This is a genomic window from Streptomyces sp. NBC_00016, assembly GCF_045040885.1.
Lineage (GTDB): Bacteria > Actinomycetota > Actinomycetes > Streptomycetales > Streptomycetaceae > Streptomyces > Streptomyces coriariae.
Map to the genome: position 1 here is coordinate 1,911,587 of NZ_CP108304.1, position 20,318 is coordinate 1,931,904.

Below are 20,318 nucleotides of genomic sequence, written 5' to 3' on the forward strand. Positions count from 1 at the left end.
GGCGGCCCCGGTCAGGCCGAGGCTCGGCGCACCAGAGTGGTCGGCAGGACCACACCGCCGGGTGCCTCCTCGGCGACGCGCCGGTCGAGGCGGCGCAGCAGCAGACGGGCCATGATCCGGCCCATCTCCTCGATGTCCTGACGGACCGTCGTCAGTGGCGGGTCGCTCTGTTCGGCGACGGGCAGCATGTCGTCGAAGCCGACCACGGCGACGTCCTCGGGCACCCGCCGCCCGCGTTCGCGCAGGACACGCAGGGCGCCCGAGGCGGCGAGGTCGTTGGCGGCGAACACGGCGTCCAGGTCGGGGCACCGGTCGAGGAGTTCCCGCATGGCCCGCTCGGCGCCACCGGGGGTGAAGTCGCTCTCGACGACGAGCCGCGGGTCGTCCTCGCCCATGACCTCCCGGTATCCGTCGAGCCGGTCCGCCGCGGAGGTCTGGTCGAGGGGGCCGGTGATGTGCGCGATGCGGGTGCGGCCGAGCCCGGCCAGCAGGCGTACGGCCTCGCGGGCACCGCCGCGGTTGTCACTGTCGACGTAGACCACGTCGCGTGTGCCGTCGCTCCAGCCGGGACGGCCGCCGAACACCGTCGGGACGCCGGCGCCCTGGATCAGCCCGGGGAGCGGGTCGTCGAGGTGCAGCGAGAAGACCAGGGCCCCGTCCACGTGACCGCCGGCGAGGTAGCGGGCGACCCGGGCGTGGTCGTCGCGGCCCTCGGTGAGCAGCAGCACCAACTGGTTGTCGTGGGCCGTCAGTTCCTTGCTGATGCCGCGGAGCTGGAGCGCGAAGAAGGGGTCGGCGAAGACCCGGGTCTCCGGTTCGGCGATGACGACGGCGATCGCGTCGTGGCGCTTCGTCACCAGGCTGCGGGCCGCCTGGTTGGGGACGTATCCGAGCTCCTCCACGGCCCGCCGGACCCGCTCGACGAGCGGCTCGCGGACCCCGTCCCCGCCGTTGACGACGCGCGACACGGTCGCCCGGGAGACCCCGGCCCGTGCGGCCACGGCCTCCAGCGTGGGACGCGACGCTGTCTCGGTCACTTCGGGGCTCTCCTCCTGGCCGGCTGCGGCTCAGGATAACTCCGGGGGACGGCCGAGGTGAGAGCGCTCTCCGACCCGCGCCCCTCAGTGCTCGTGCGCGTCGCCGGTCCCGTCCGGCGCGGGAGACTCAGCGGGAGACCCGGGTGACCCGTGCGGCCCATGCGGTTCGTATCCCGGGATCGTGCCGTCGGGCTTCTTCACCAGGAAGAGTCCGACCATCCCCATGTCGGAGTGGCTCTGCACATGGCAGTGGTACATCCACGCGCCGGCGCCGACCCCCTCCCCCGCGACGACCTGGAAGCCGAAGGAGTCGGCCGGGCCCACGATCTTGTTGTCGACGACCTGGCTGGGGTCGTCGGGGCCGGTGAGCAGGCCGGTGCGGTTGTCGGCCCAACGATGACCGTGCATATGGAAGGTGTGGTAGTACTCGCCGTGCGTGATCATCACGAACTCGACCCGATCGCCCACCGTCGCCTCGAAGTCGGGGCCCGAGTGAGCCGGTCTGTTGTTGATCGTCATGTCGTTGAAGACGATCGTGTGGGTGGCGTCGGGCAGGATGTCTCCCTTGCGCCGGACGATCACCGGTCCGTACAGGCCCTTGCGGATGCCGCCCGAGCCGTGTTCCGTTCCCACGACGTGGTCGTGGTAGTGCCAGTAGCCCGCGCTGCCCGCCCGCCAGGTGCCGTCGGCGCGGCGACCGGGGGCATGGGTGCGCCAGGTGTAGGTGCGCGTGCCGCCCGGCTCGATGTCACTCCGGTTCAACTTCGTTCCGTCGCTGGAGATTTCGTAGTCCAGGCCGTGGACGTGCAGGCTCGCCGCCACGTCCAGGGTGTTCTCCACCTCGATGTGCAGGGTGTCGCCCTCGTTGAGTTCGATCAGCGGCCCGGGGATGGTCGCCTTCCCCTTCTCGAAGCCGTAGCCGAGTTGTCCGTCGGCGAGCTTCTCCATGTACAGCGTGAGGTGTCTGACCGCTCCCCCCGCCGGGGCGGCCTTCGCCGGCCCGTCGGCGCTCACCGCCCTCGGCCCCAAGGACAACGATGTCGCGGCGGCGGCACCGCCCAGCAGCACCCGGCGGTTGAACCCGCGTCTGTCCATGCCGAACTCCCCACCCTGGTACGGAATTTGCGACGATGAAGAAGACGAGCCTGTGATGAACCTGTGAGACGGTACCGGTCGTTCCGCCGTTTCTCCACACCCAGGACAAAGTTCATGCCATTGCGGTCATAGCTATTGGCGAGTCATGCAAATGGGGTCTACCTTCCGTGGCGCTGTCGCTGTGACCGAGGAGGTGCCCATGCACTTACGAGGGTTGAGTACGAGAAGACGAATCCGGGTGACCGCCGTGGCGTGCGCAACGCTCGTCGCCGGCCTGCTCTCCGCGCCGGCCGCGGACGCGCGCCCGGCCCCCGAGCCACCCCTGACAACGATGTCCATCAAGTCGCCACCGGGCGGCCCGAACGTACGGGTGCTGATCTTCCACGGGTCGGCCGCGGCCGGGGACGAGTCACCGGTCGTCAACGCCGGTATCGAGGCCATCGAACGGATCGGCCTGTCCGGGCCGGCGGACCAGCGTTTCGAGGTCGAGGCCACGGACGACGCCTCGGTCTTCACCAGCGAGACACGGCTGGGCGGTTACAACGCGGTCGTGTTCCTGACCGGGGGCGGCGACGTCCTCGACCCGGAGCAGGAAGCGGGCCTGGAGGCCTACATGGAGGCCGGCGGCGGATTCGTCGGCGTCCACGACGCGGCCCGCGCGGAACCGTACTCGGACTGGTACACCGGCCTGATCGGCGCCCGTCCCGCCGCGTCGAGCCCGACGGCCGTACAGCGGGCCACCGTCGAGGTCGGCGACCGGCGGCATCCGGCCACCGGAGGGCTGCCCCTGGAGTGGAAGCGCCCTGACCTGTGGCCGAACTGGGTGAAGAACCCGTCCGGCGAGGTGCACACCGTCGCCCGGGTACGCGAGTCGACCTACCGGCCGGGCACGAGTGCCAACGGCGCCGACCATCCGGTGAGTTGGTGCCGCGACTACGACGGCGGCCGCTCCTTCTACACCGGCATGGGCGGCACGGTCTCGTCGTACGACGAGACGGACTTCCGTACGCATCTGCGCGGCGCCCTGCTCTGGACGTCCCGGCTGGTGCAGGCCGACTGCAAGGCCACCATCACCGGGAACTACAAGGCCGAGCGGCTGACCCCGGCCAACCAGCCCGGCCAGAACGACCAGATCGGTGAGCCGCACGGCCTGGTCACCGCGCCCGACGGCCGGGTTCTCTACATCGGGCGGGGCGGCGCCGACTCCTCCCGGCCGGTGATCACCGACTGGAACAACCCGGACGTGGGCAAGGGCAAGGGACAGATCCACGTCTACGACCCGGCGACCAAGAAGGTCACGCTGGCCGGGGAACTGACGGTCTTCGGCAACAAGGGCGGCGGCGACGAGCTCGTCAAGGTCGAGGAAGGCCTCCTCGGCATCGAGCTCGACCCGCGCTTCGAGCAGAACGGCTGGGTGTACCTGCACTACACCCCTCACTCGGGCATCAACCGTGACACCCGGATGGCCGAGCGGCGGGTCTCCCGCTTCACACTCGACCTCGCCACGAACCGGCTCGACCCGGGCAGCGAGAAGGTGCTGCTCAAGTGGCCGGTGCAGGTGCACAGTTGCTGTCACGCCGGTGGCGGGCTGGCCTGGGACTCGAAGGGCAACCTGTACATCGCCACCGGTGACAACAACTCCAGTGGTTTCAGCGGTGGTTACTCCGGAAACAACCCGCAGCCGAACTTCAAGGGTGTTTCCTTCGCCGACGCCCGCCGTACGGCCGGAAACACCCACAACCTCAACGGCAAGATCCTGCGCATCCATCCGGAACCCGACGGAACGTACACGCTTCCGGCGGGAAACCTGTTCACGGGACGCGAGACCGACGAGGGCGGGGGCAAGACGCGCGGCGAGATCTATGTGATGGGCGTCCGCAACCCCGCGCGCATCTTCGTCGACCGCACCACCGACATCCTCTACGCGGGCTGGGTCGGCCCGGACGCGGGCGAGCCGTCGCCCGTCTGGGGACCGGCGAAGTACGACACGTTCGCCGTCATCACCCAGGCGAGCAACCGGGGTTGGCCGTACTGCATGGGCAACAAGCAGCCCTACCGGGACCGCAACCTGCCGGATCCGTCGCAGCCGCTGGGCTGGTACGACTGCGACCACCCGAAGAACGAGTCGCCGAACAACGACGGCCTGGTCAACCTGCCGCCGGTCACCGGCAACAACATCTGGTACTCGCCCCAGGGCGGCGCACCGGACTACCCGCGCGACGCAAGCGGCATCCCCTCCTACCGGCAGGACCAGGCGACGTACCGGCTGCCGTGGCTCAAGGGCGGCGGGCAGGCGGCGATGAACGGTCCGGTCTACCGGTACGACGCCACCGGCGCGAGCGCGGCCAGGTGGCCCGCGTACTGGGACGGCAAGTGGTTCGTCGGCGACTTCTACGACGCCGATCAGCCGCGCAACGCGGTGGTCATGGACCCGAGGACGCAAGGGTCGGGCGGCCTGCCGGTCCACTCGGAGTCACTGAAAAGGATCGTGCCGGTCGGCAACGACGGCATCAAGAACCTCATGGACTGGAAGTTCGGCCCGGACGGCGCCCTGTACGTCCTCGACTACGGCCGAGGCTTCTTCACCTCGGACGCCAAGTCGGCGCTGTGGAAGGTCACTTATCAAGGCGGCGGCCCGACGCCGGCCGCCGACCGGCTGGCGAGGGGGGCACAGTGACACGGCGGACACGACAGACACGACAACGAAGAGTCTGGACGGCCCTGTTGGCCGCCGTACTGATGACGCTCGGGCTTCAGGCGGCACCCACCGCGGCACAGTCCGAGCCGGCGGCAGCCGCCCAGGTGCTCACCTGGACCGCCGGCGACGACATCACCAAGTACGTTTCGGCGCCGACGACGGCGGTGGCGGGTCAGGCGACGATCGTCTTCGAGAACAGCGTGGCGACCGGCAACACCATGGGCATGCCGCACACGTTGACGTTCGCGACCAGCGACCCGGAGTTCAACAACGACGTCACGCTGAACATCCTCGCCAACCCGAACGACGACACGGGCGGCCGCCACACCGCCGAGGTCACCCTGACCCCGGGGCGCTACTTCTACCACTGCACGATCCCGGGCCACGGCCAGATGCAGGGCATCCTCGTGGTGACCGAGGGCGGCGGCGAGGACACGACAGCGCCGGAGACGGCGGCGCAGGTCACCGGCACGCAGAACGCGCAGGGCGAGTACGTCGGCTCGGCGAGTGTCGCGATCGGGGCGACCGACGACGGCGGGTCGGGGGTCGACGGTATCCAGTATGCGGTCGGCGCTGCGGGTGACTGGATCCCGTACACCGCACCGGTCGTCGTCGACCAGGTAGGCAGCCACCGGATCCGCTACCGGGCGTTCGACAAGGCCGGCAACGTCTCCGCGGAGAAGACCGTCGCGTTCACGGTCGTCGCCCCGCCCTCCGACGACACGACACCCCCGGACACCTCCGGGACGGTGAGCGGCGAGCAGAACCCCGACGGCACGTACATCGACATGGCGACCGTCACCGTGTCGGCCTCCGACACCGGATCGGGCGTCAACACGATCGAGTACGCCGTCGGCTCCGGGGCCTGGCAGCCGTACACCGCGCCCGTGATGGTGCACCAGGTCGGCACCCACACCGTGCGGTACCGGGCCACCGACAAGGCGGGCAACGCGGCCGCCGAGAAGAGCGTCCGGTTCACCGTGGTCGCGGCGACCCCGCAGGACACCACACCACCGGTGACCGGCGTGGGCGTCGAAGGCACGAAGAACTCCGGTGGTGCCTACGTCGGCAACGCCAGGGTGACCGTGAGTGCGACGGACGAGCACGGGTCGGGTGTCGACCGGATCGAGTATTCACTCGACGGTGGACCGTACATCGCATACACCATCCCGGTGGTGGTCGACCGTGCCGGACCGCACACCCTCGCCTACCGCGCCACCGACAAGGCGGGCAACACCTCCACCGCGCGCACGGTGACCTTCACCGTGGTGGCGAGCCAGGTCCCGGCCCCCAACTGCCCCGAGTACGACGAGCGGTTGACGGTGATCGTCGGCACGGTCGACTCGGGGGTGCCGAACCGGCTGACCGACAAACGGTGCCGGATCAACGAGTTGATCGAGGACGAGAAGGAGTGGACGTCCCACGCGCTGTTCCTCAAGCACGTGAAGACGGTCCTCGACGCGCTGTTCGGCGAGGGGGTCGTGGACCAGCGCGAGTACGACGCCGTACAGGAGGCCGCCGGCCGTTCCGGGATCGGCAAGCCCGGCCAGACCGAGGGCTACCGCACGATCCTCGACGGCAGCGCGGGCTCGTTCGCGAAGTGGCAGCAGGTGGGCGGCGGATCGTTCGCGCAGAACGGCGACGGATCGATCACCAGCGGGACCTCCCGTGAGGGCCTGGGCATGCTGTGGTTCCCCGAGCGCAAGTACGGCGACTTCTCGCTGAAGCTCCAGTGGCGCGACGACGCTCCGGGCACGGGCAACGCCAACTCCGGTGTGTTCGTGCGCTTCCCGTGGGTCCATGACCACGCCGAGGAGTCGCGACCGGAGTGGGTCGCCATCAAGTACGGGCACGAGGTGCAGGTGCTGGACCGGCCGGACGGGGACATGTACAAGACCGGTTCGGTGTACGGCTTCGACCGGGTGAGGCTCGCGGGGGCGGGCGTCACCCAGAAGGGAACCTGGAACGACTACGAGATCAGGGTGGTCGACCAGCACTACTCGGTCTACCGCAACGGTGTGCTGATCAACGAGTTCGACAACACCGGCGGCCAGGAGTTCTCGCCACCGCGCGCGGACGACCCGGGCACGGACGGACGGCGCTTCGCCTCCGGTTACCTCGGGCTCCAGGTGCACGGCACGACGGACGTCGTCTCGTACCGGGACATCCGCATCAAGGAGTTGTGACAGCAGCCGTCCGGCCGGCGCCGGACGGTCGCGCTAGGACGCCCCGGGCCCGCCCGGGGCGTCCTCGTGCCGGGCCGGGGCGTCCTCGTGCCGGGCCGGGGCGTCCTCGTGCCGGGCCGGGGCGTCCTCGTGCCGGGCCCGGCTCGGCTGCACCCGCTTCGGCTCTCCGGGCATCTTCGGGTACTCCGGCGGATACGGCAGATCGCCCAGGCCGTGGTCGTGTTCGTCGCGGCGGGCGAGTTCGAGCAGGGCCTCCAGGGAGAACGCGTGGTCGTCCATGTCGGCGTGCACATCGCCGAGTTCGGCGTACCGGGCCGGCATGGTCGCGAGGTCGAAGTCGGCGGGGTGGGCGTCGCCGACCTCCTCCCAGCGCAGCGGCGCGGAGACGGGCGCGTGCGGACGGGGACGTACGGAGTAGGCGGAGGCGATGGTGCGGTCGCGAGCGGTCTGGTTGTAGTCGAGGAAGATGCGCTCGCCCCGCTCCTCCTTCCACCACTTGATCGTCACCCGCTCCGGCAGCCGCCGTTCCATCTCCCGGCCGACGGCGATGGCGGCGCGCCGGACCTGGGTGAAGGTCCAGCGGGGCTCGATCGGCACGAAGACGTGCAGACCACGGCCGCCGGAGGTCTTGGGCCACCCGCGCAGACCGCCGAACTCCGCCAGGACGGCGCGTAGTTCGTGCGCGGCGTGGACCGCGTCGTCGTAGTCGGTGCCGGGCTGCGGGTCGAGGTCGATGCGCAGTTCGTCGGGCCGGTCGACGTCGTCGCGGCGCACGGGCCAGGGGTGGAAGGTGAGGGTGCCGTACTGGGCGGCCCACAGGACGGCCGCCTCCTCGGTCGGGCACATCTCGTCGGCGCTGCGTCCGCTGGGGAAGGTGATGTGGGCGGTCGGGATCCAGTCGGGCATGTTCTTCGGCGCCCGCTTCTGGAAGAAGGACTCGCCTCCCACGCCGTCCGGGTACCGCTCCAGGGTCGTGGGGCGGTTGCGCAGCGCGCGCAGGATGCCGGGCGCGACCGCCTGGTAGTAGCGGGCGAGGTCCAGCTTGGTGAAGCCGCGCTCCGGAAAGAAGACCTTGTCGGGGCTGGACAGCCGTACCGTCCGGCCGGCCACTTCCAGTTCCACCGCATCGCCCATGCGAGCCACGGTAGACACACCTTCGACAGCTCGCATCAGCTCGCGGCGGCCCGTACACCAGACGGTCCGCACACCGGGCGGTCCCCGTGATCCTCGCGCAGAATCGGAGCATGGATCTGCCGGTGATGCCGCCCGTGAAGCCGATGCTCGCCAAGTCGGTGGCGGCGATTCCGCCGGGTATGCAGTACGAGGCGAAGTGGGACGGCTTCCGGGCGATCGTCTTCCGCGACGGTGCCGAGATCGAACTGGGCAGCCGCACCGGAAAGCCGCTGACCAGGTATTTTCCGGAACTGGTGGAAGCGTTGCGGGAACGGTTGCCGCAGCGGTGTGTGCTGGACGGGGAGATCGTGATCGCCCGGGAGGGGCGACTCGACTTCGACGCCCTCACGGAGCGCATCCACCCGGCGGATTCCCGGGTGCGCACCCTCGCCGAACGGACCCCGGCGTCGTTCGTCACCTTCGACCTGCTCGCGCTCGCCGACCGGTCGCTCCTGGACGTGCCGCTGAGCGACCGGCGTGAGCTGCTGACCGAGGCGCTCGCCGGGGTGACGGCACCCGTGCACCTGGCGCCGGCGACGACCGACGCCGAGGTGGCACGGCGGTGGTTCGAGGAGTACGAGGGCGCGGGCCTGGACGGGGTGATCGCCAAACCGCTCAGCCTGCTCTACCGCCAGGACGAGCGCGCCATGTTCAAGGTCAAGCACGAACGCACCGCGGACGTCGTCGTCGCCGGATACCGCTTCCACAAGAGCGGACCAGTGGTCGGCTCACTGCTGCTGGGCCTGTACGACGACCGGGGCGTCCTCCAGCACGTCGGCGTGTCGGCCGCCTTCTCCATGAAACGCCGGGCGGAGCTGATCGAGGAGTTGGAGCCGCTGCGCATGGAGGACGCGGCGGGCCATCCGTGGGCGGCCTGGTCGGAGGAGTCCGCCCACGAGACGGCACGGCTGCCCGGGGCGCCGAGCCGCTGGTCGGGCAAGAAGGACCTGTCCTGGGTGCCGTTGCGGCCCGAACGGGTGGTCGAGGTGGCGTACGACCACATGGAGAACGGGGCGCGGTTCCGGCATACCGCCCGCTTCCGCCGCTGGCGCCCCGACCGCACCCCGGACGGCTGCACATACGCGCAACTCGAGGAACCGGTGCGCTACGACCTGGCGGAGATCCTCGGGGCGCCGCCCGCGACGTGACCCACAAGCGGTTGCGCCTCCGAGTAAGACCGATTGGGCGCCACAAGCGGTTTCGGGAGCAGCGCCTGATGCGCAACCGCTATCGGGCGACACCTGATCCACAACCGGTTACCGGCGACACCTGATCCACAACCGGTTTCGGGTGCGACCTGATCCACAACCGGTTACCGGCGCGACCTGATCCACAACCGGTTACCGGCGCAGAGCTTGATCCATCATCGGTTTCACGCGGCGACATCGTCCGTAACCGGTTGCGCCCTCACCCATTTGCCCCCGCCCCGCCGCTCCGCAACCGCTTTCACGGTTCACGGCGTCATGAGGACCTTCACCGCGCCGTCCTGCTTGTGCTGGAACATCTCGTACGCGTGCGGAGCGTCCGACAGCGGCACGCGATGGGTGGCGAAGTCGTCGACGCCCAGCGGGTCCTCGTCGGTGAGGTACGGCAGGATCTCGTCGCTCCACCGGCGCACGTTGGCCTGCCCCATGCGGATCTGGAGCTGCTTGTCGAACATGGTGAGCATCGGCAGTGGGTCGGCCATGCCTCCGTACACGCCGACGAGGGAGAGGGTGCCGCCGCGGCGCACCAGCTCGATGGCGGTGTGCAGGGCGGCGAGCCGGTCGACGCTGAAGCGTTCCGCGAGCGGGCCGCTCAGTTTCCGCGGCAGCATGGCGGCGGCGTTCTGGACCATACGGGCGGCCGCGCTGCCGTGCGCCTCGGTGCCGACGGCGTCGATCACCGCGTCCGGGCCGCGGCCGTCGGTCTCGTCGCGGATCGCGGCGATGAGTTCCTTCTCGGTGTCGAAGCTGCGGAGGTCGTACGTCTCCACGCCCCGCGCACGGGCCCGGCGCAGCCGGTCGCCGACCAGGTCCACGCCGAACACCCGGCCCGCGCCGCGCACCTGGGCGATGCGGCAGGCCATGTCGCCGATGGGGCCGAGGCCGAGTACCGCGACGCTGCCGCCCTCGGGGATGTCCGCGTAGGCGACCGCCTGCCACGCGGTGGGCAGGACGTCGGAGAGGTACACGAAGCGGTCGTCGGGCGGTCCCTCGGGCACCTTGATGGGGCCAAACTGGGCCTGCGGCACCCGCAGATACTCCGCCTGGGCGCCGGGCACGGCCCCGTACAGGCGGGTGTAGCCGAACAGGGCGGCGCCCATGCCCTCGCCGGTGACCTGGGTGGTCTCGCACTGGGTGGGCAACGCGTTCAGGCACATCCAGCAGTTGCCGCAGGCGATCTGGAAGGGCACCACGACCCGGTCGCCGGCCTTGAGGTCGGGCACTCCGGCGCCCACCTCCTCGACGATGCCCATGGGCTCGTGGCCGAGGATGTCGCCCGGGGTCATGAACGGGGTGAGCACCTCGTACAGGTGCAGGTCGGAGCCGCACAAGCCGGTGGACGTGATGCGGATGACGGCATCCGTCGGTTCCTGGATCGTCGGGTCGGGCACGGTGTCCACCCGTACGTCGCGCTTGCCCTGCCAGGTCACTGCCTTCATCGCGCCGCGCTCCCTCCGCCGACCGGTCCGTCCCGGCTGGTCCGGGGGTACCGGGTCCTGGCTGCGGCCCGGGTACCCGACCGCCCGGCCCCGAACCACGACGCCCGCAGCCCCCGAGCCCCTTCTGCGCCGCACCCCCGGCCCCTTCTGCCCGCCGCCCGCCGCCCGCCGCCCGCCGCCCGCCGCCCGCCGCCACGCATAGCCACTCTCGAACGGATGAGCGCACAATCAAGACACGAAACGGGGGTGGCCATGACAGGCACAGGCACAGGTCGTTCGAGACATCCGAGGCGTCACAGACATCCGGCTCACCCGAACCATCCGGGTCACCCGAACCATCCGAGCCATCCGGGTCGCCGGCCACGCGCGATGCGTGGCGGACCCTCCACGGTCGCCGCTGCGCTGCTGGCCGCCGTGCTGGCGCTCGTCCTCGCGGCCGGCTGCACGACGTCCCGCGAGCCGTCGAGGGACGACGGCCGGAGCGCGTCGCAGAAGCCGAGTCCGAGCGGGAGCACCAGCCCCACCGCTGTCGCCGGCTCCGTGCTCGCCGTGAAGATCGACAACGCCCCCGGCGCGCGGCCGCAGACAGGCCTCGACTCGGCGGACATCGTCTACGTCGAGCAGGTCGAGGGCGGGCTGAGCCGGCTGATGGCCGTGTACGCGACGAAGGTGCCGAAGGCCGTCGGTCCCGTGCGCAGTGCCCGCGAGTCCGATCTGGAGCTGCTGGGCCAGTTCGCGCGGCCGGTGCTGGCGTTCTCCGGGGCGCAGGGCAAGCTGCTGCCGTTGATCGACCGGGCGCCGCTGGACGCCGTCACGCCCGAGGACGCGGCCGGCGCCGGGGCCTACTACCGGGGCACGGAGCGGGCCGCGCCGCACAACCTCTACGTGCGCCCGGGTCGCCTGTTGCCCTCCGCACCGGGCTCCGCCGCGCTGACCACCGGGTTCCGCTACGGCACCGCGCCCTCCGGCGGTACGGCGCAGTCCTCGCTCACCGTGCGCTACCCGGCGGCCCGCTTCACCTTCACCTGGTCCGCGAGCCGTGCGCGCTGGCTGGTCTCGACGGACGGCGCACCGACGGTGACGACCGACGGGACGCGGGTGGCCCCGGCCACGGTGGTCGTGCAGTACGTGAAGGTGCGCGCGTCGGGTTTCCACGACTTCCTCGGCAACAACACGCCGTACACCGAGACGGTGGGCTCGGGAAAGGCGCGGGTGCTGCGCGACGGACGGGTCCACGACGTGAACTGGAAGCGGGCGACGGCCACGGACGGCACGGACTTCACGACCGCCGACGGCGCCCCGGTCGCGTTCGCCGAGGGCCAGGTGTGGGTGGTGTTCGCGCAGGCACCCTGATGCCGCCCGGGCGTCTCGATCAGGACGGCGCGACCAGGGGCTCCCCCGGGTTGCGCAGCCCCTCCGCCGCGTCCGAGACGCGCTGGATGAGCTCGAGGAACAGGTTCTGCTCCGCGGCCGAGAGCGGGGACAGGAAGACCTGGTTCATCCGGGCCGTGCGGACGGTCAGCCGACGGTGGGTGCGCAGTCCCTCGTCGGTGAGCCCCAGCAGGTAGCGGCGCCCGTCCTGCGGGTCGCGGACCTTGTCGAGCAGCCCTCGGCGGATGAGCCTGCTGATCACCTCGGCGATGGTGGAGCGGTCGAGTCCCACCCGCTCCCCCACCGTGCGCTGGTCGAGGCCCGGCTCGGCGACGAGCGCGTTGAGGACCGCGAACTGCGGCGAGGTGATCTCCTCGGAGACCATCGTGTTCCACAGCAGGTAGTGCGCCTGCTGGAGCCGCCGGGCCAGGTGCCCGGGGTGGCTGGTGAGATCCACCGCGGCCATGTGCGCTCCTCAGCGTGAGATTTCGTCGGTGCACTGAACGATACCGCGTGCGACCGGCCTGGTCTTGTGTCCGTGTGACCCTGGTCGGACCTCCGGCCTGGGGTCTTGACTGCTCCACCCTGCGGTGGCAGCGTGTGGGAAACCTCGGAGAAATAATCAGTGCCCTGATTAATTGACGGGCCGGGGGCGCGCGGAAGAGATGGGGCTTCACGGATGGACAAGGTGGTCGCCACGGCCCTGGAGGCGGTGGCCGACGTGCCGGACGGCGCGTCTGTGGCAGTGGGTGGATTCGGACTGAGCGGCGTGCCGAACGTCCTCATCCAGGCTCTGTACGAGCGGGGCGTCGCCGGACTGTCGGTCGTCTCCAACAACTGCGGCGCGATGGAGTCGGGCCTCGCGGTGCTGCTCGCGGCCGGTCGGATCGCCCGGGTAACCGGTTCCTACATCGGCGCGAACAAGGAGTTCGCCCGCCAGTACCTGTCCGGCGAGCTCGAGGTCGAGATGATCCCGCAGGGCACGCTGGCCGAGCGGCTGCGGGCCGGCGGCGCCGGGATCCCCGCCTTCTACACGCCCGCGGGCGTGGGCACCCAGGTCGCCGAGGGCGGGCTGCCGTGGCGTTACGACGGCGAGGGCGGTGTCGCCCTGGCCTCGCCACCGAAGGAGGTCCGGGAGTTCGACGGCGCGGAGTATGTGCTGGAGCACGCTATCCGCACCGACTTCGCGCTGGTCAGGGCCGCGAAGGGCGACCGGCACGGCAACCTGGTGTTCAACAAGTCCGCCCGCAACTTCAACCCGCTGTCCGCGATGGCCGGACGGATCACGATCGCCGAGGTCGAGGAGCTCGTCGAACCCGGTGAGATCGACCCGGACGCGGTCCATCTGCCGGGCATCTTCGTGCAGCGCGTGATCGCGCTGACCCCGGAGCAGACGGCGGACAAGAGGATCGAGCAGCGGACGGTCTCCGCGCCCGCGGCACCCGCGGCAGAGGGAACGGTGAGCGAGTGATGGCCTGGACACGTGAGGAGATGGCCGCCCGCGCCGCGCGCGAGCTGCGGGACGGTCAGTACGTCAACCTCGGCATCGGACTGCCGACCCTGATCCCCAACTACCTCCCGACGGACGTCGAGGTGGTGCTGGAGAGCGAGAACGGCATCCTGGGCACCGGCCCCTACCCCACCGACGACGCCGTCGACCCGGACCTGATCAACGCCGGCAAGGAGACCGTGACGGTCCTGCCGGGCGCGTCCTTCTTCGACTCGGCGCTGTCCTTCGGCATGATCCGCGGCGGGCACATCGACGTCGCCGTGCTGGGTGCGATGCAGGTCTCCGAGCGTGGCGACCTGGCGAACTGGGCGATCCCCGGCAAGCTGATCACCGGGATCGGCGGGGCGATGGACCTGGTGCACGGGGCCCGTACGGTCATCGTCGTCATGACCCACACCGCCAAGGACGGCAGCCCCAAGATCCTCACGGACTGCGCGCTGCCCCTGACCGGGAAGCGTTGCGTGAACCGGATCATCACCGACCTGGGCGTCCTCGACGTCACCGAGGAGGGTCTGGTGCTGGTGGAGACCGCGCCGGGCGTCACCGCCGAGGAGATCGTCACGAAGACGGCCGCCAAGGTCCGTCTCGCCGAGGAGGTCCAGTCATGAGCAACGGTTTCAGGACCGTTTACATCGTCGACGCGGTCCGCACCCCGATCGGCCGCTACAACGGCGCCCTGGCCTCGGTGCGCCCGGACGACCTCGCGGCGCACGCCATCCGTGAACTCGTCGCCCGCACACCCGCGTTGGACCCCTCCAGCATCCAGGACGTGTACTTCGGCAACGCCAACGGGGCCGGCGAGGAGAACCGCAACGTCGGCCGCATGGGCGCACTGCTCGCGGGTCTGCCCACCTCCGTACCGGGTGTCACCGTCAACCGGCTGTGCGCCTCCGGTCTGGAGGCGGTCATCCAGGCGGCTCGCGCGATCGCGGCCGGCGACGCCTCCGTCGCCGTCGCCGGCGGTGTGGAGTCGATGACCCGCGCGCCGTACGTGCTGCCGAAGTCGGACCGGGCGTTCCCCGCCGGGCACGCCGAGCTGTACTCGACGACGCTGGGCTGGCGGATGGTCAATCCGCGGATGGACCCGCAGTGGACGATCCCGCTGGGCGAGTCGGCCGAGCTGATCGCCGACAAGCACAAGATCGGCCGCGAGCAGCAGGACGAGTTCGCCCTCGCCAGCCACCGCAAGGCCGCCGCGGCCCAGCAGGCGGGTCTGTTCGACGCCGAGCTCGCGCCCGTGTCGATCCCGCGCCGCAAGGGCGACCCGGTCGTGTTCGACGCCGACGAATGTGTACGGGCGGACGCCTCGCTGGAGGCGATGGCCAAGCTCAGGCCGTCGTTCCGGACCGAGGAGGGGACCGTGACGGCGGGCAACGCGTCGCCGCTGAACGACGGCGCCGCGGCCCTGCTGCTCGTGGACGAGGAGGGGCTGAGGGCGACCGGACGTGAGCCGCTCGCCCGGATCAGCGCCACCGGGGTGTCCGCGATCGACCCGCAGTACTTCGGGCTCGCCCCCGTCGAGGCCGTCAACCGCGCGCTCGCCAAGGCGGGCAGGGGGTTCGCCGATCTGTCGGTGCTCGAACTGAACGAGGCCTTCGCGGCCCAGGTGCTCGGTTGTGTGGCCGAGTGGCCCGAGTTCGACCCGGCGGTCCTCAACCCGCAGGGTGGCGCGATCGCCCTCGGTCATCCGCTCGGCGCCTCCGGTGCCCGTCTCGCCGGTACGGTCGCCCACCAGCTGGCCCGTCGGGGCGGCGGCGTCGGGGTCGCCACCCTCTGCATCGGTGTGGGCCAGGGCCTCGCCCTCGTCCTCGAACGATAAGAAACCCAGGAACTCCCATGACTCTCACGCAAGCCGCCATCGACCAGGAGATCGCGGCCGAGCACGCCGCGTACGAGAAGCGGATCGCCGACGGCGCGCCGGTCGAGCACCAGCCGCGCCGCGACTACGCGCCGTACCGCTCCTCCGTCCTGCGCCACCCGAAACAGCCGCCGGTCGCCATCGACGTCAGCAAGGACCCGGAGCTGGTGGAGCTGGTCTCCCCCGCTTTCGGCGAACGGGACATCACCGAGATCGACAACGACCTCACCCGGCAGCACAACGGCGAGCCGATCGGTGAACGGATCACGGTTTCCGGCCGGTTGCTGGACCGCGACGGGCGTCCGGTCCGCGGTCAGCTGGTCGAGATCTGGCAGGCCAACTCGGCGGGCCGCTACGCCCACCAGCGCGAGCAGCACGACGCCCCGCTGGACCCGAACTTCACGGGCGTCGGCCGCACGCTGACGGACGACAGCGGTTTCTACCGCTTCACCACCGTGCAGCCGGGCCCCTATCCGTGGCGTCAGCACGTCAACGCCTGGCGGCCGGCCCACATCCACTTCTCGCTGTTCGGCTCGGCGTTCACCCAGCGGCTGGTGACGCAGATGTACTTCCCGAGCGACCCGCTCTTCCCGTACGACCCGATCATCCAGTCGGTGACGGACGACGCGGCCCGGCAGCGGCTGGTAGCCACGTACGACCACAGCCTGTCGGTGCCGGAGTTCTCGATGGGCTACCACTGGGACATCGTGCTCGACGGGCCGCACGCCACCTGGATCGAAGAAGGACGCTGACCTGCCATGACGAAGATCGACACGAGCCGTCCGGAGACCGTGCTCCCCACTCCGTCGCACACGGTCGGCCCTTTCTACGGCCATGCTCTGCCGTTTCCCGGCGGTGGTGACATCGCCCCGCTCGGCCACCCGGACACGATCGCGCTCCAGGGCTATGTGTACGACGGTGAGGGCAACCCGTTGCCGGACGCGTTTCTGGAGCTGTGGGGCGCGGACCCCGAGGGCAATCTGCCGCAGGTGGACGGCTCGATGCGGCGGGACGCGTCGAGCGGTGGTTTCCTCGGCCGCAACGGCGTGGAGTTCACCGGCTGGGGCCGCATCCAGACGGATGCCAACGGTCACTGGTCGGCGCGGACGCTGCGACCGGGCGCGCGCGGGCACAGCGCCCCGTACCTGAGTGTCTGTGTGTTCGCCCGCGGGCTGCTGGTGCACCTGTTCACCCGGATCTACCTGCCGGACGACAAGGCCGCGCTGGCCTCCGACCCGCTGCTGACGCGGGTGGACCCGGCGCGGCGCGACACGCTCATCGCCACGCGCGGCGAGCTGGGGACCTACCGTTTCGACATCCGCCTTCAGGGCGAAGGCGAGACGGTCTTCCTGGAGTTCCAGTGACAACTGCGCACGACGACGCCGGTCTGCTCGCCCCCGGGTGGACCGGCTCCCCCGCCGCCGCCGCGACCGGCGACGGCGCCTATCTGCGGGCGCTGCTCGACGCGGAGGCCGCGCTGACCCGCGCCCAGGAGGCGCTGGGGCTGGCCCCGCAGGGCGCCGGAGCGGTGGTCACCTCGGCGGCCGACGACGGCGAGTTCGACGTGCGCTCCCTCGCCGGGCGGGCGCGCGGCGGCGGCAACCCGGTGATCCCGCTGGTCGCCGATCTGACGACGGCGGTCGGCGAGGAGTACGGCCCGTACGTCCACCGGGGCGCGACCAGCCAGGACATCATGGACACGGCGACGATGCTGGTCGCGGTGCGCACCCTCGATCTTCTGCTGGCCGACCTCGACCGCGTCCAGCGGGCGCTGGCCCGACTGGCCGCCGCGCACCGCGACACGCCGATGCCGGGCCGGACGCTCACCCAGCACGCCGTGCCGACGACCTTCGGACTGAAGGCGGCCGGCTGGCGGTCGCTGGTGCTGGACGCGCGGGACCGGGTGACGGCGGTACGCGACGCGCTGCCCGCCCAACTCGGCGGCGCGGCCGGGACACTGGCGGCCTTCACGGCGTACGGCGCCACCGACGCGACCGCGCTGCCCGCCGCCTTCGCCCGTGAACTCGGCCTGCGGGCACCGCTGTTGCCGTGGCACACGCTGCGCACGCCGATCGCCGACCTGGCCGGCTGCCTGGCCCTCGCGGCGGGCGCGCTGGGGAAGGTCGCGACGGACGTCCTGACCCTCGCCCGCACCGAGATCGCCGAGGTGGCGGAGAGCAGCGGAGGCGGATCCTCGGCCATGCCGCACAAGGCCAACCCGGTACGGTCCACGCTGATCGCGGCCGCCGCCCGGCGCGCCCCGCAGCTCGCGGCCACGCTGTACGGGTCCCTGGCCGCCGAGGACGAGCGGCCGGCCGGGGCGTGGCACGCCGAGTGGGAGCCGCTCAGGGAGCTGCTCCGGCTGACCGGCGGGGCGGCCCGGGACGCGGCCGAGCTGACCGAGGGGCTCCGGGTGGACGCGGACGCGATGCGGGCGCACCTCGGTCTCACCCACGGGCTGATCGTCTCCGAGCGGCTGTCCGCGGCGCTGTCGGCGGTGCTCGGCCGTGCCCGCGCCAAGGAGCTGCTCACCGAGCTCGCCCGGCGCACCTACGCCGAGGACCGTCCGCTGGCCGAACTGCTGGCGACGGAGCCCGACCTGAAGGACGTCGACCTCGGCGACCTCACCGATCCCGCCCGCTACACCGGCTCCGCCGGAAGCCTCACCGACCGTGCGCTGGAGCGACGTTGACCGAGAAGCTGCTCAACCACCTTGCCGAGGGCCCGACTTCCGCTCCGGCGCTGCTGCTCGGCCCCTCGCTGGGTACCTCGTACGCCCTGTGGGACAAGGTCGCGCCCGAGCTGTCCGCCACGCACCGGGTGGTCCGCTGGGACCTGCCGGGGCACGGGGGTTCGGCGGCCGACCTGATCGGTCCCGGGGCCACCGTGGGGGACCTCGCCGACCTGGTGCTGGCGCTTGCCGACTCGCTCGGCCTGGAGCGGTTCGCGTACGCGGGCGTGTCCCTGGGCGGCGCGGTGGGTCTGCAGCTGGCGCTGCATCACCCGGAGCGGGTGTCGGCACTGGCGGTCATCTGTTCGTCGGCCCACTTCAACGGATCCACGCCGTGGGAGGAGCGGGCCGCGCTGGTGCGCCGCGAGGGACTGGCGGGGCTCGCCGAAGGTGCGAACGCCCGTTGGTTCACTCCCGGGTTCACCGTGCCGGGGCTGGTCGCCGACCATCGCGACGCCGATCCGGAGGCCTACGCGGCGTGCTGTGACGCGCTGGGCGCGTTCGATCTGCGCGAGCGGCTGCCGGAGATCGCGGTACGGACCCTGGTGGTCGCGGGGCGTCAGGATCCGGCGACGCCGCCCGCGCATCTGCGGGAGATCGCGGACGCGGTGCCGGGCGCCGCGCTGGTCGAGCTCCCGGGTGCCTCGCATCTCGCGCCCGCCGAGTGCCCCGAGGCCGTGCTGACCGTGCTGCGCACCCATCTCGACGGCGGGGCCAAGCGGGGCATGGAGGTGCGCCGGGAGGTGCTCGGGGACGCTCACGTGGACCGGGCGCAGGCCCGGCAGAACGCGTTCACCGCGCGCTACCAGGACTTCATCTCCCGCTACGCCTGGGGCGAGATCTGGACCGACCTGACGCTGAGCCGCCGTGAGCGCAGCATGATCACACTGACCGCGCTGGTGGCGCACGGCCACTACGACGAGCTGGCCATGCATGTGCGGGCGGCCCGGCGCAACGGGCTCACGCCCGAGGAGATCGGCGCCGTACTGCTCCAGACGGCCGTCTACTGCGGGGTTCCGGCGGCGAACTCGGCGTTCGCGACGGCCCAGCGCGTGCTGGCCGAGGAGGACGGGACCGGCTGAGGCGCGTACGGCCGAGGAAGCCGAGGGTGATCCTGCTGATGGTAGCTCCGGCGGCAGCACCCGGAAACCGTTGTCGCGTGCCTACGGTGGGGGCATGTCCACCATCCTGATCACCGGCGCCACCTCCGGCCTCGGCCGGTACGTCGCGTTCGAGCTCGTCCGCTCCGGCCATCTCGTCCTCGCCCACGGCCGCGACCCCGGCCGTACGGCACGGCTCGTCGCCGAGTTGCGTGCCGAGGGCGAGGCGGCGGGGTTCGTCGCCGATCTGGCCTCGCTGGCGCGGGTGCGCGAGCTGGGCGCGCGGGTCGCCGAGGCCCACCCCGCGCTCGATGTGCTCGTCAACAACGCGGGGGTGGGCGCCGGTTCGCCCGGTTCGGGCCGTGAGGTGAGCGCCGACGGTCACGAACTGCGGCTGGCGGTGAACTACTTGGCACCGGTGGCCCTGACCCGCGCCCTGTTGCCCGCCCTGCGGGCGGGAGCGCCCGCGCGGATCGTCAACGTCGGCTCGGTCGGCCAGGAACCCGTCGACCTCGACGACCCCGGGTTCACCCGTGGTTACGACGGGTTCGCCGCCTACTGCCGGGCCAAGTTCGCGCTGGCGGCCCATACGTTCGCTCTGGCGGCGGAGTTGACGGGCAGTGGGGTGTCGGTGAACGTGCTGCATCCGGCGACGTTCATGGACACCGCGATGGTCCGCGAGGGCGGGGTCGCGCCCTGGAGCAGGGTCGCCGACGGCGCGCCGGGTGTCCTGGCGCTGGCCACCCAGGAGTCGGGCACGGGCGGTTTCTTCGACGGAACGCGTCCGGCGCGGGCGCACGAGGCGACGTACGACCCGCAGGTCCGGGTGCGCCTCGCGCGGCTCACCGAGGAACTGCTGGGCGCCTGACCGCGGATGCCCCGCACTCCGTGCGCGAACCGCCGCGGGAGGCCGCC

General features: G+C 71.3%; 17 protein-coding genes. 12 read left to right on the plus strand and 5 right to left on the minus strand.

Translation table 11 applies throughout. From position 1 onward, the window contains the following. Positions 1–11: 11 nt before the first annotated feature. Complete coding sequence (locus tag OG933_RS08605) at positions 12–1,037, minus strand: LacI family DNA-binding transcriptional regulator (RefSeq protein ID WP_362518609.1); 1,026 nt, start codon at positions 1,035–1,037, stop codon at positions 12–14. Between the two features lie 84 nt (positions 1,038–1,121). Continuing rightward, positions 1,122–2,132 (minus strand): multicopper oxidase domain-containing protein, encoded by a 1,011-nt coding sequence (locus tag OG933_RS08610; RefSeq protein ID WP_362518607.1) that lies wholly within the window; start codon positions 2,130–2,132, stop codon positions 1,122–1,124. Between the two features lie 199 nt (positions 2,133–2,331). Between OG933_RS08610 and OG933_RS08615 the strand changes: the two genes are divergently transcribed. Together OG933_RS08615 and OG933_RS08620 are read left to right on the plus strand one after the other, a co-directional pair. After that, positions 2,332–4,809, plus strand: coding sequence for a ThuA domain-containing protein (locus tag OG933_RS08615; RefSeq protein WP_405626308.1), 2,478 nt, complete (start codon positions 2,332–2,334; stop codon positions 4,807–4,809). A 62-nt stretch (positions 4,810–4,871) separates the two neighbouring features. Further along, a complete protein-coding gene (locus OG933_RS08620) occupies positions 4,872–7,016 on the plus strand; it encodes an OmpL47-type beta-barrel domain-containing protein (protein ID WP_405633289.1) in 2,145 nt (714 codons plus the stop codon). A gap of 33 nt (positions 7,017–7,049) precedes the next feature. Here the strand turns inward: OG933_RS08620 and ligD are convergent, their stop codons facing one another. Continuing rightward, positions 7,050–8,150 (minus strand): non-homologous end-joining DNA ligase, encoded by a 1,101-nt coding sequence (gene ligD / locus OG933_RS08625; RefSeq protein ID WP_405626310.1) that lies wholly within the window; start codon positions 8,148–8,150, stop codon positions 7,050–7,052. 110 nt (positions 8,151–8,260) lie between these two features. On the opposite strand from ligD, the gene OG933_RS08630 reads away from it, so the two are divergent. Further along, complete coding sequence (locus tag OG933_RS08630; RefSeq protein ID WP_405626311.1) at positions 8,261–9,337, plus strand: ATP-dependent DNA ligase; 1,077 nt, start codon at positions 8,261–8,263, stop codon at positions 9,335–9,337. A 305-nt stretch (positions 9,338–9,642) separates the two neighbouring features. Here the strand turns inward: OG933_RS08630 and OG933_RS08635 are convergent, their stop codons facing one another. Then, positions 9,643–10,833, minus strand: a complete 1,191-nt coding sequence (locus OG933_RS08635; RefSeq protein WP_362518477.1) for a zinc-dependent alcohol dehydrogenase — start codon at positions 10,831–10,833, stop codon at positions 9,643–9,645. 369 nt (positions 10,834–11,202) lie between these two features. Here OG933_RS08635 and OG933_RS08640 point away from each other — a divergent pair, with 369 nt between their 5' ends. Then, the gene (locus tag OG933_RS08640) at positions 11,203–12,186 is read left to right on the plus strand and encodes a DUF3048 domain-containing protein (protein WP_405626313.1); all 984 of its coding nucleotides are present in this window, start codon (positions 11,203–11,205) and stop codon (positions 12,184–12,186) included. A gap of 19 nt (positions 12,187–12,205) precedes the next feature. On the opposite strand, the gene OG933_RS08645 is transcribed toward OG933_RS08640, so the two are convergent. Continuing rightward, a complete protein-coding gene (locus OG933_RS08645) occupies positions 12,206–12,670 on the minus strand; it encodes a MarR family transcriptional regulator (RefSeq protein ID WP_362518468.1) in 465 nt (154 codons plus the stop codon). A gap of 213 nt (positions 12,671–12,883) precedes the next feature. On the opposite strand from OG933_RS08645, the gene OG933_RS08650 reads away from it, so the two are divergent. The 8 genes from OG933_RS08650 (at position 12,884) to OG933_RS08685 (ending at position 20,271) form a co-directional block, all read left to right on the plus strand. Further along, a complete protein-coding gene (locus OG933_RS08650) occupies positions 12,884–13,675 on the plus strand; it encodes a CoA transferase subunit A (protein WP_405626315.1) in 792 nt (263 codons plus the stop codon). After that, a complete protein-coding gene (locus OG933_RS08655; protein ID WP_362518462.1) occupies positions 13,675–14,322 on the plus strand; it encodes a CoA transferase subunit B in 648 nt (215 codons plus the stop codon). Before OG933_RS08650 ends, OG933_RS08655 begins: the two co-directional genes overlap by 1 nt. Further along, positions 14,319–15,533, plus strand: a complete 1,215-nt coding sequence (locus OG933_RS08660; RefSeq protein WP_362518459.1) for a thiolase family protein — start codon at positions 14,319–14,321, stop codon at positions 15,531–15,533. Before OG933_RS08655 ends, OG933_RS08660 begins: the two co-directional genes overlap by 4 nt. Before the next feature lie 17 nt (positions 15,534–15,550). Beyond that, complete coding sequence (gene pcaH, locus OG933_RS08665; protein ID WP_405626316.1) at positions 15,551–16,324, plus strand: protocatechuate 3,4-dioxygenase subunit beta; 774 nt, start codon at positions 15,551–15,553, stop codon at positions 16,322–16,324. A gap of 6 nt (positions 16,325–16,330) precedes the next feature. Next, positions 16,331–16,936: a protocatechuate 3,4-dioxygenase subunit alpha gene (gene pcaG / locus OG933_RS08670; RefSeq protein ID WP_405626318.1), complete on the plus strand. Its 606-nt coding sequence runs from the start codon at positions 16,331–16,333 to the stop codon at positions 16,934–16,936. Next, positions 16,933–18,264, plus strand: coding sequence for a 3-carboxy-cis,cis-muconate cycloisomerase (pcaB, locus tag OG933_RS08675; RefSeq protein ID WP_405626320.1), 1,332 nt, complete (start codon positions 16,933–16,935; stop codon positions 18,262–18,264). The genes pcaG and pcaB overlap by 4 nt, the downstream gene beginning before the upstream one ends. Beyond that, positions 18,261–19,385: a 3-oxoadipate enol-lactonase gene (pcaD, locus tag OG933_RS08680; RefSeq protein ID WP_405626323.1), complete on the plus strand. Its 1,125-nt coding sequence runs from the start codon at positions 18,261–18,263 to the stop codon at positions 19,383–19,385. The genes pcaB and pcaD overlap by 4 nt, the downstream gene beginning before the upstream one ends. Before the next feature lie 94 nt (positions 19,386–19,479). After that, on the plus strand, positions 19,480–20,271 hold the full coding sequence (locus OG933_RS08685; RefSeq protein ID WP_405626324.1) for an SDR family NAD(P)-dependent oxidoreductase: 792 nt from the start codon (positions 19,480–19,482) through the stop codon (positions 20,269–20,271). Positions 20,272–20,318: the final 47 nt, after the last annotated feature.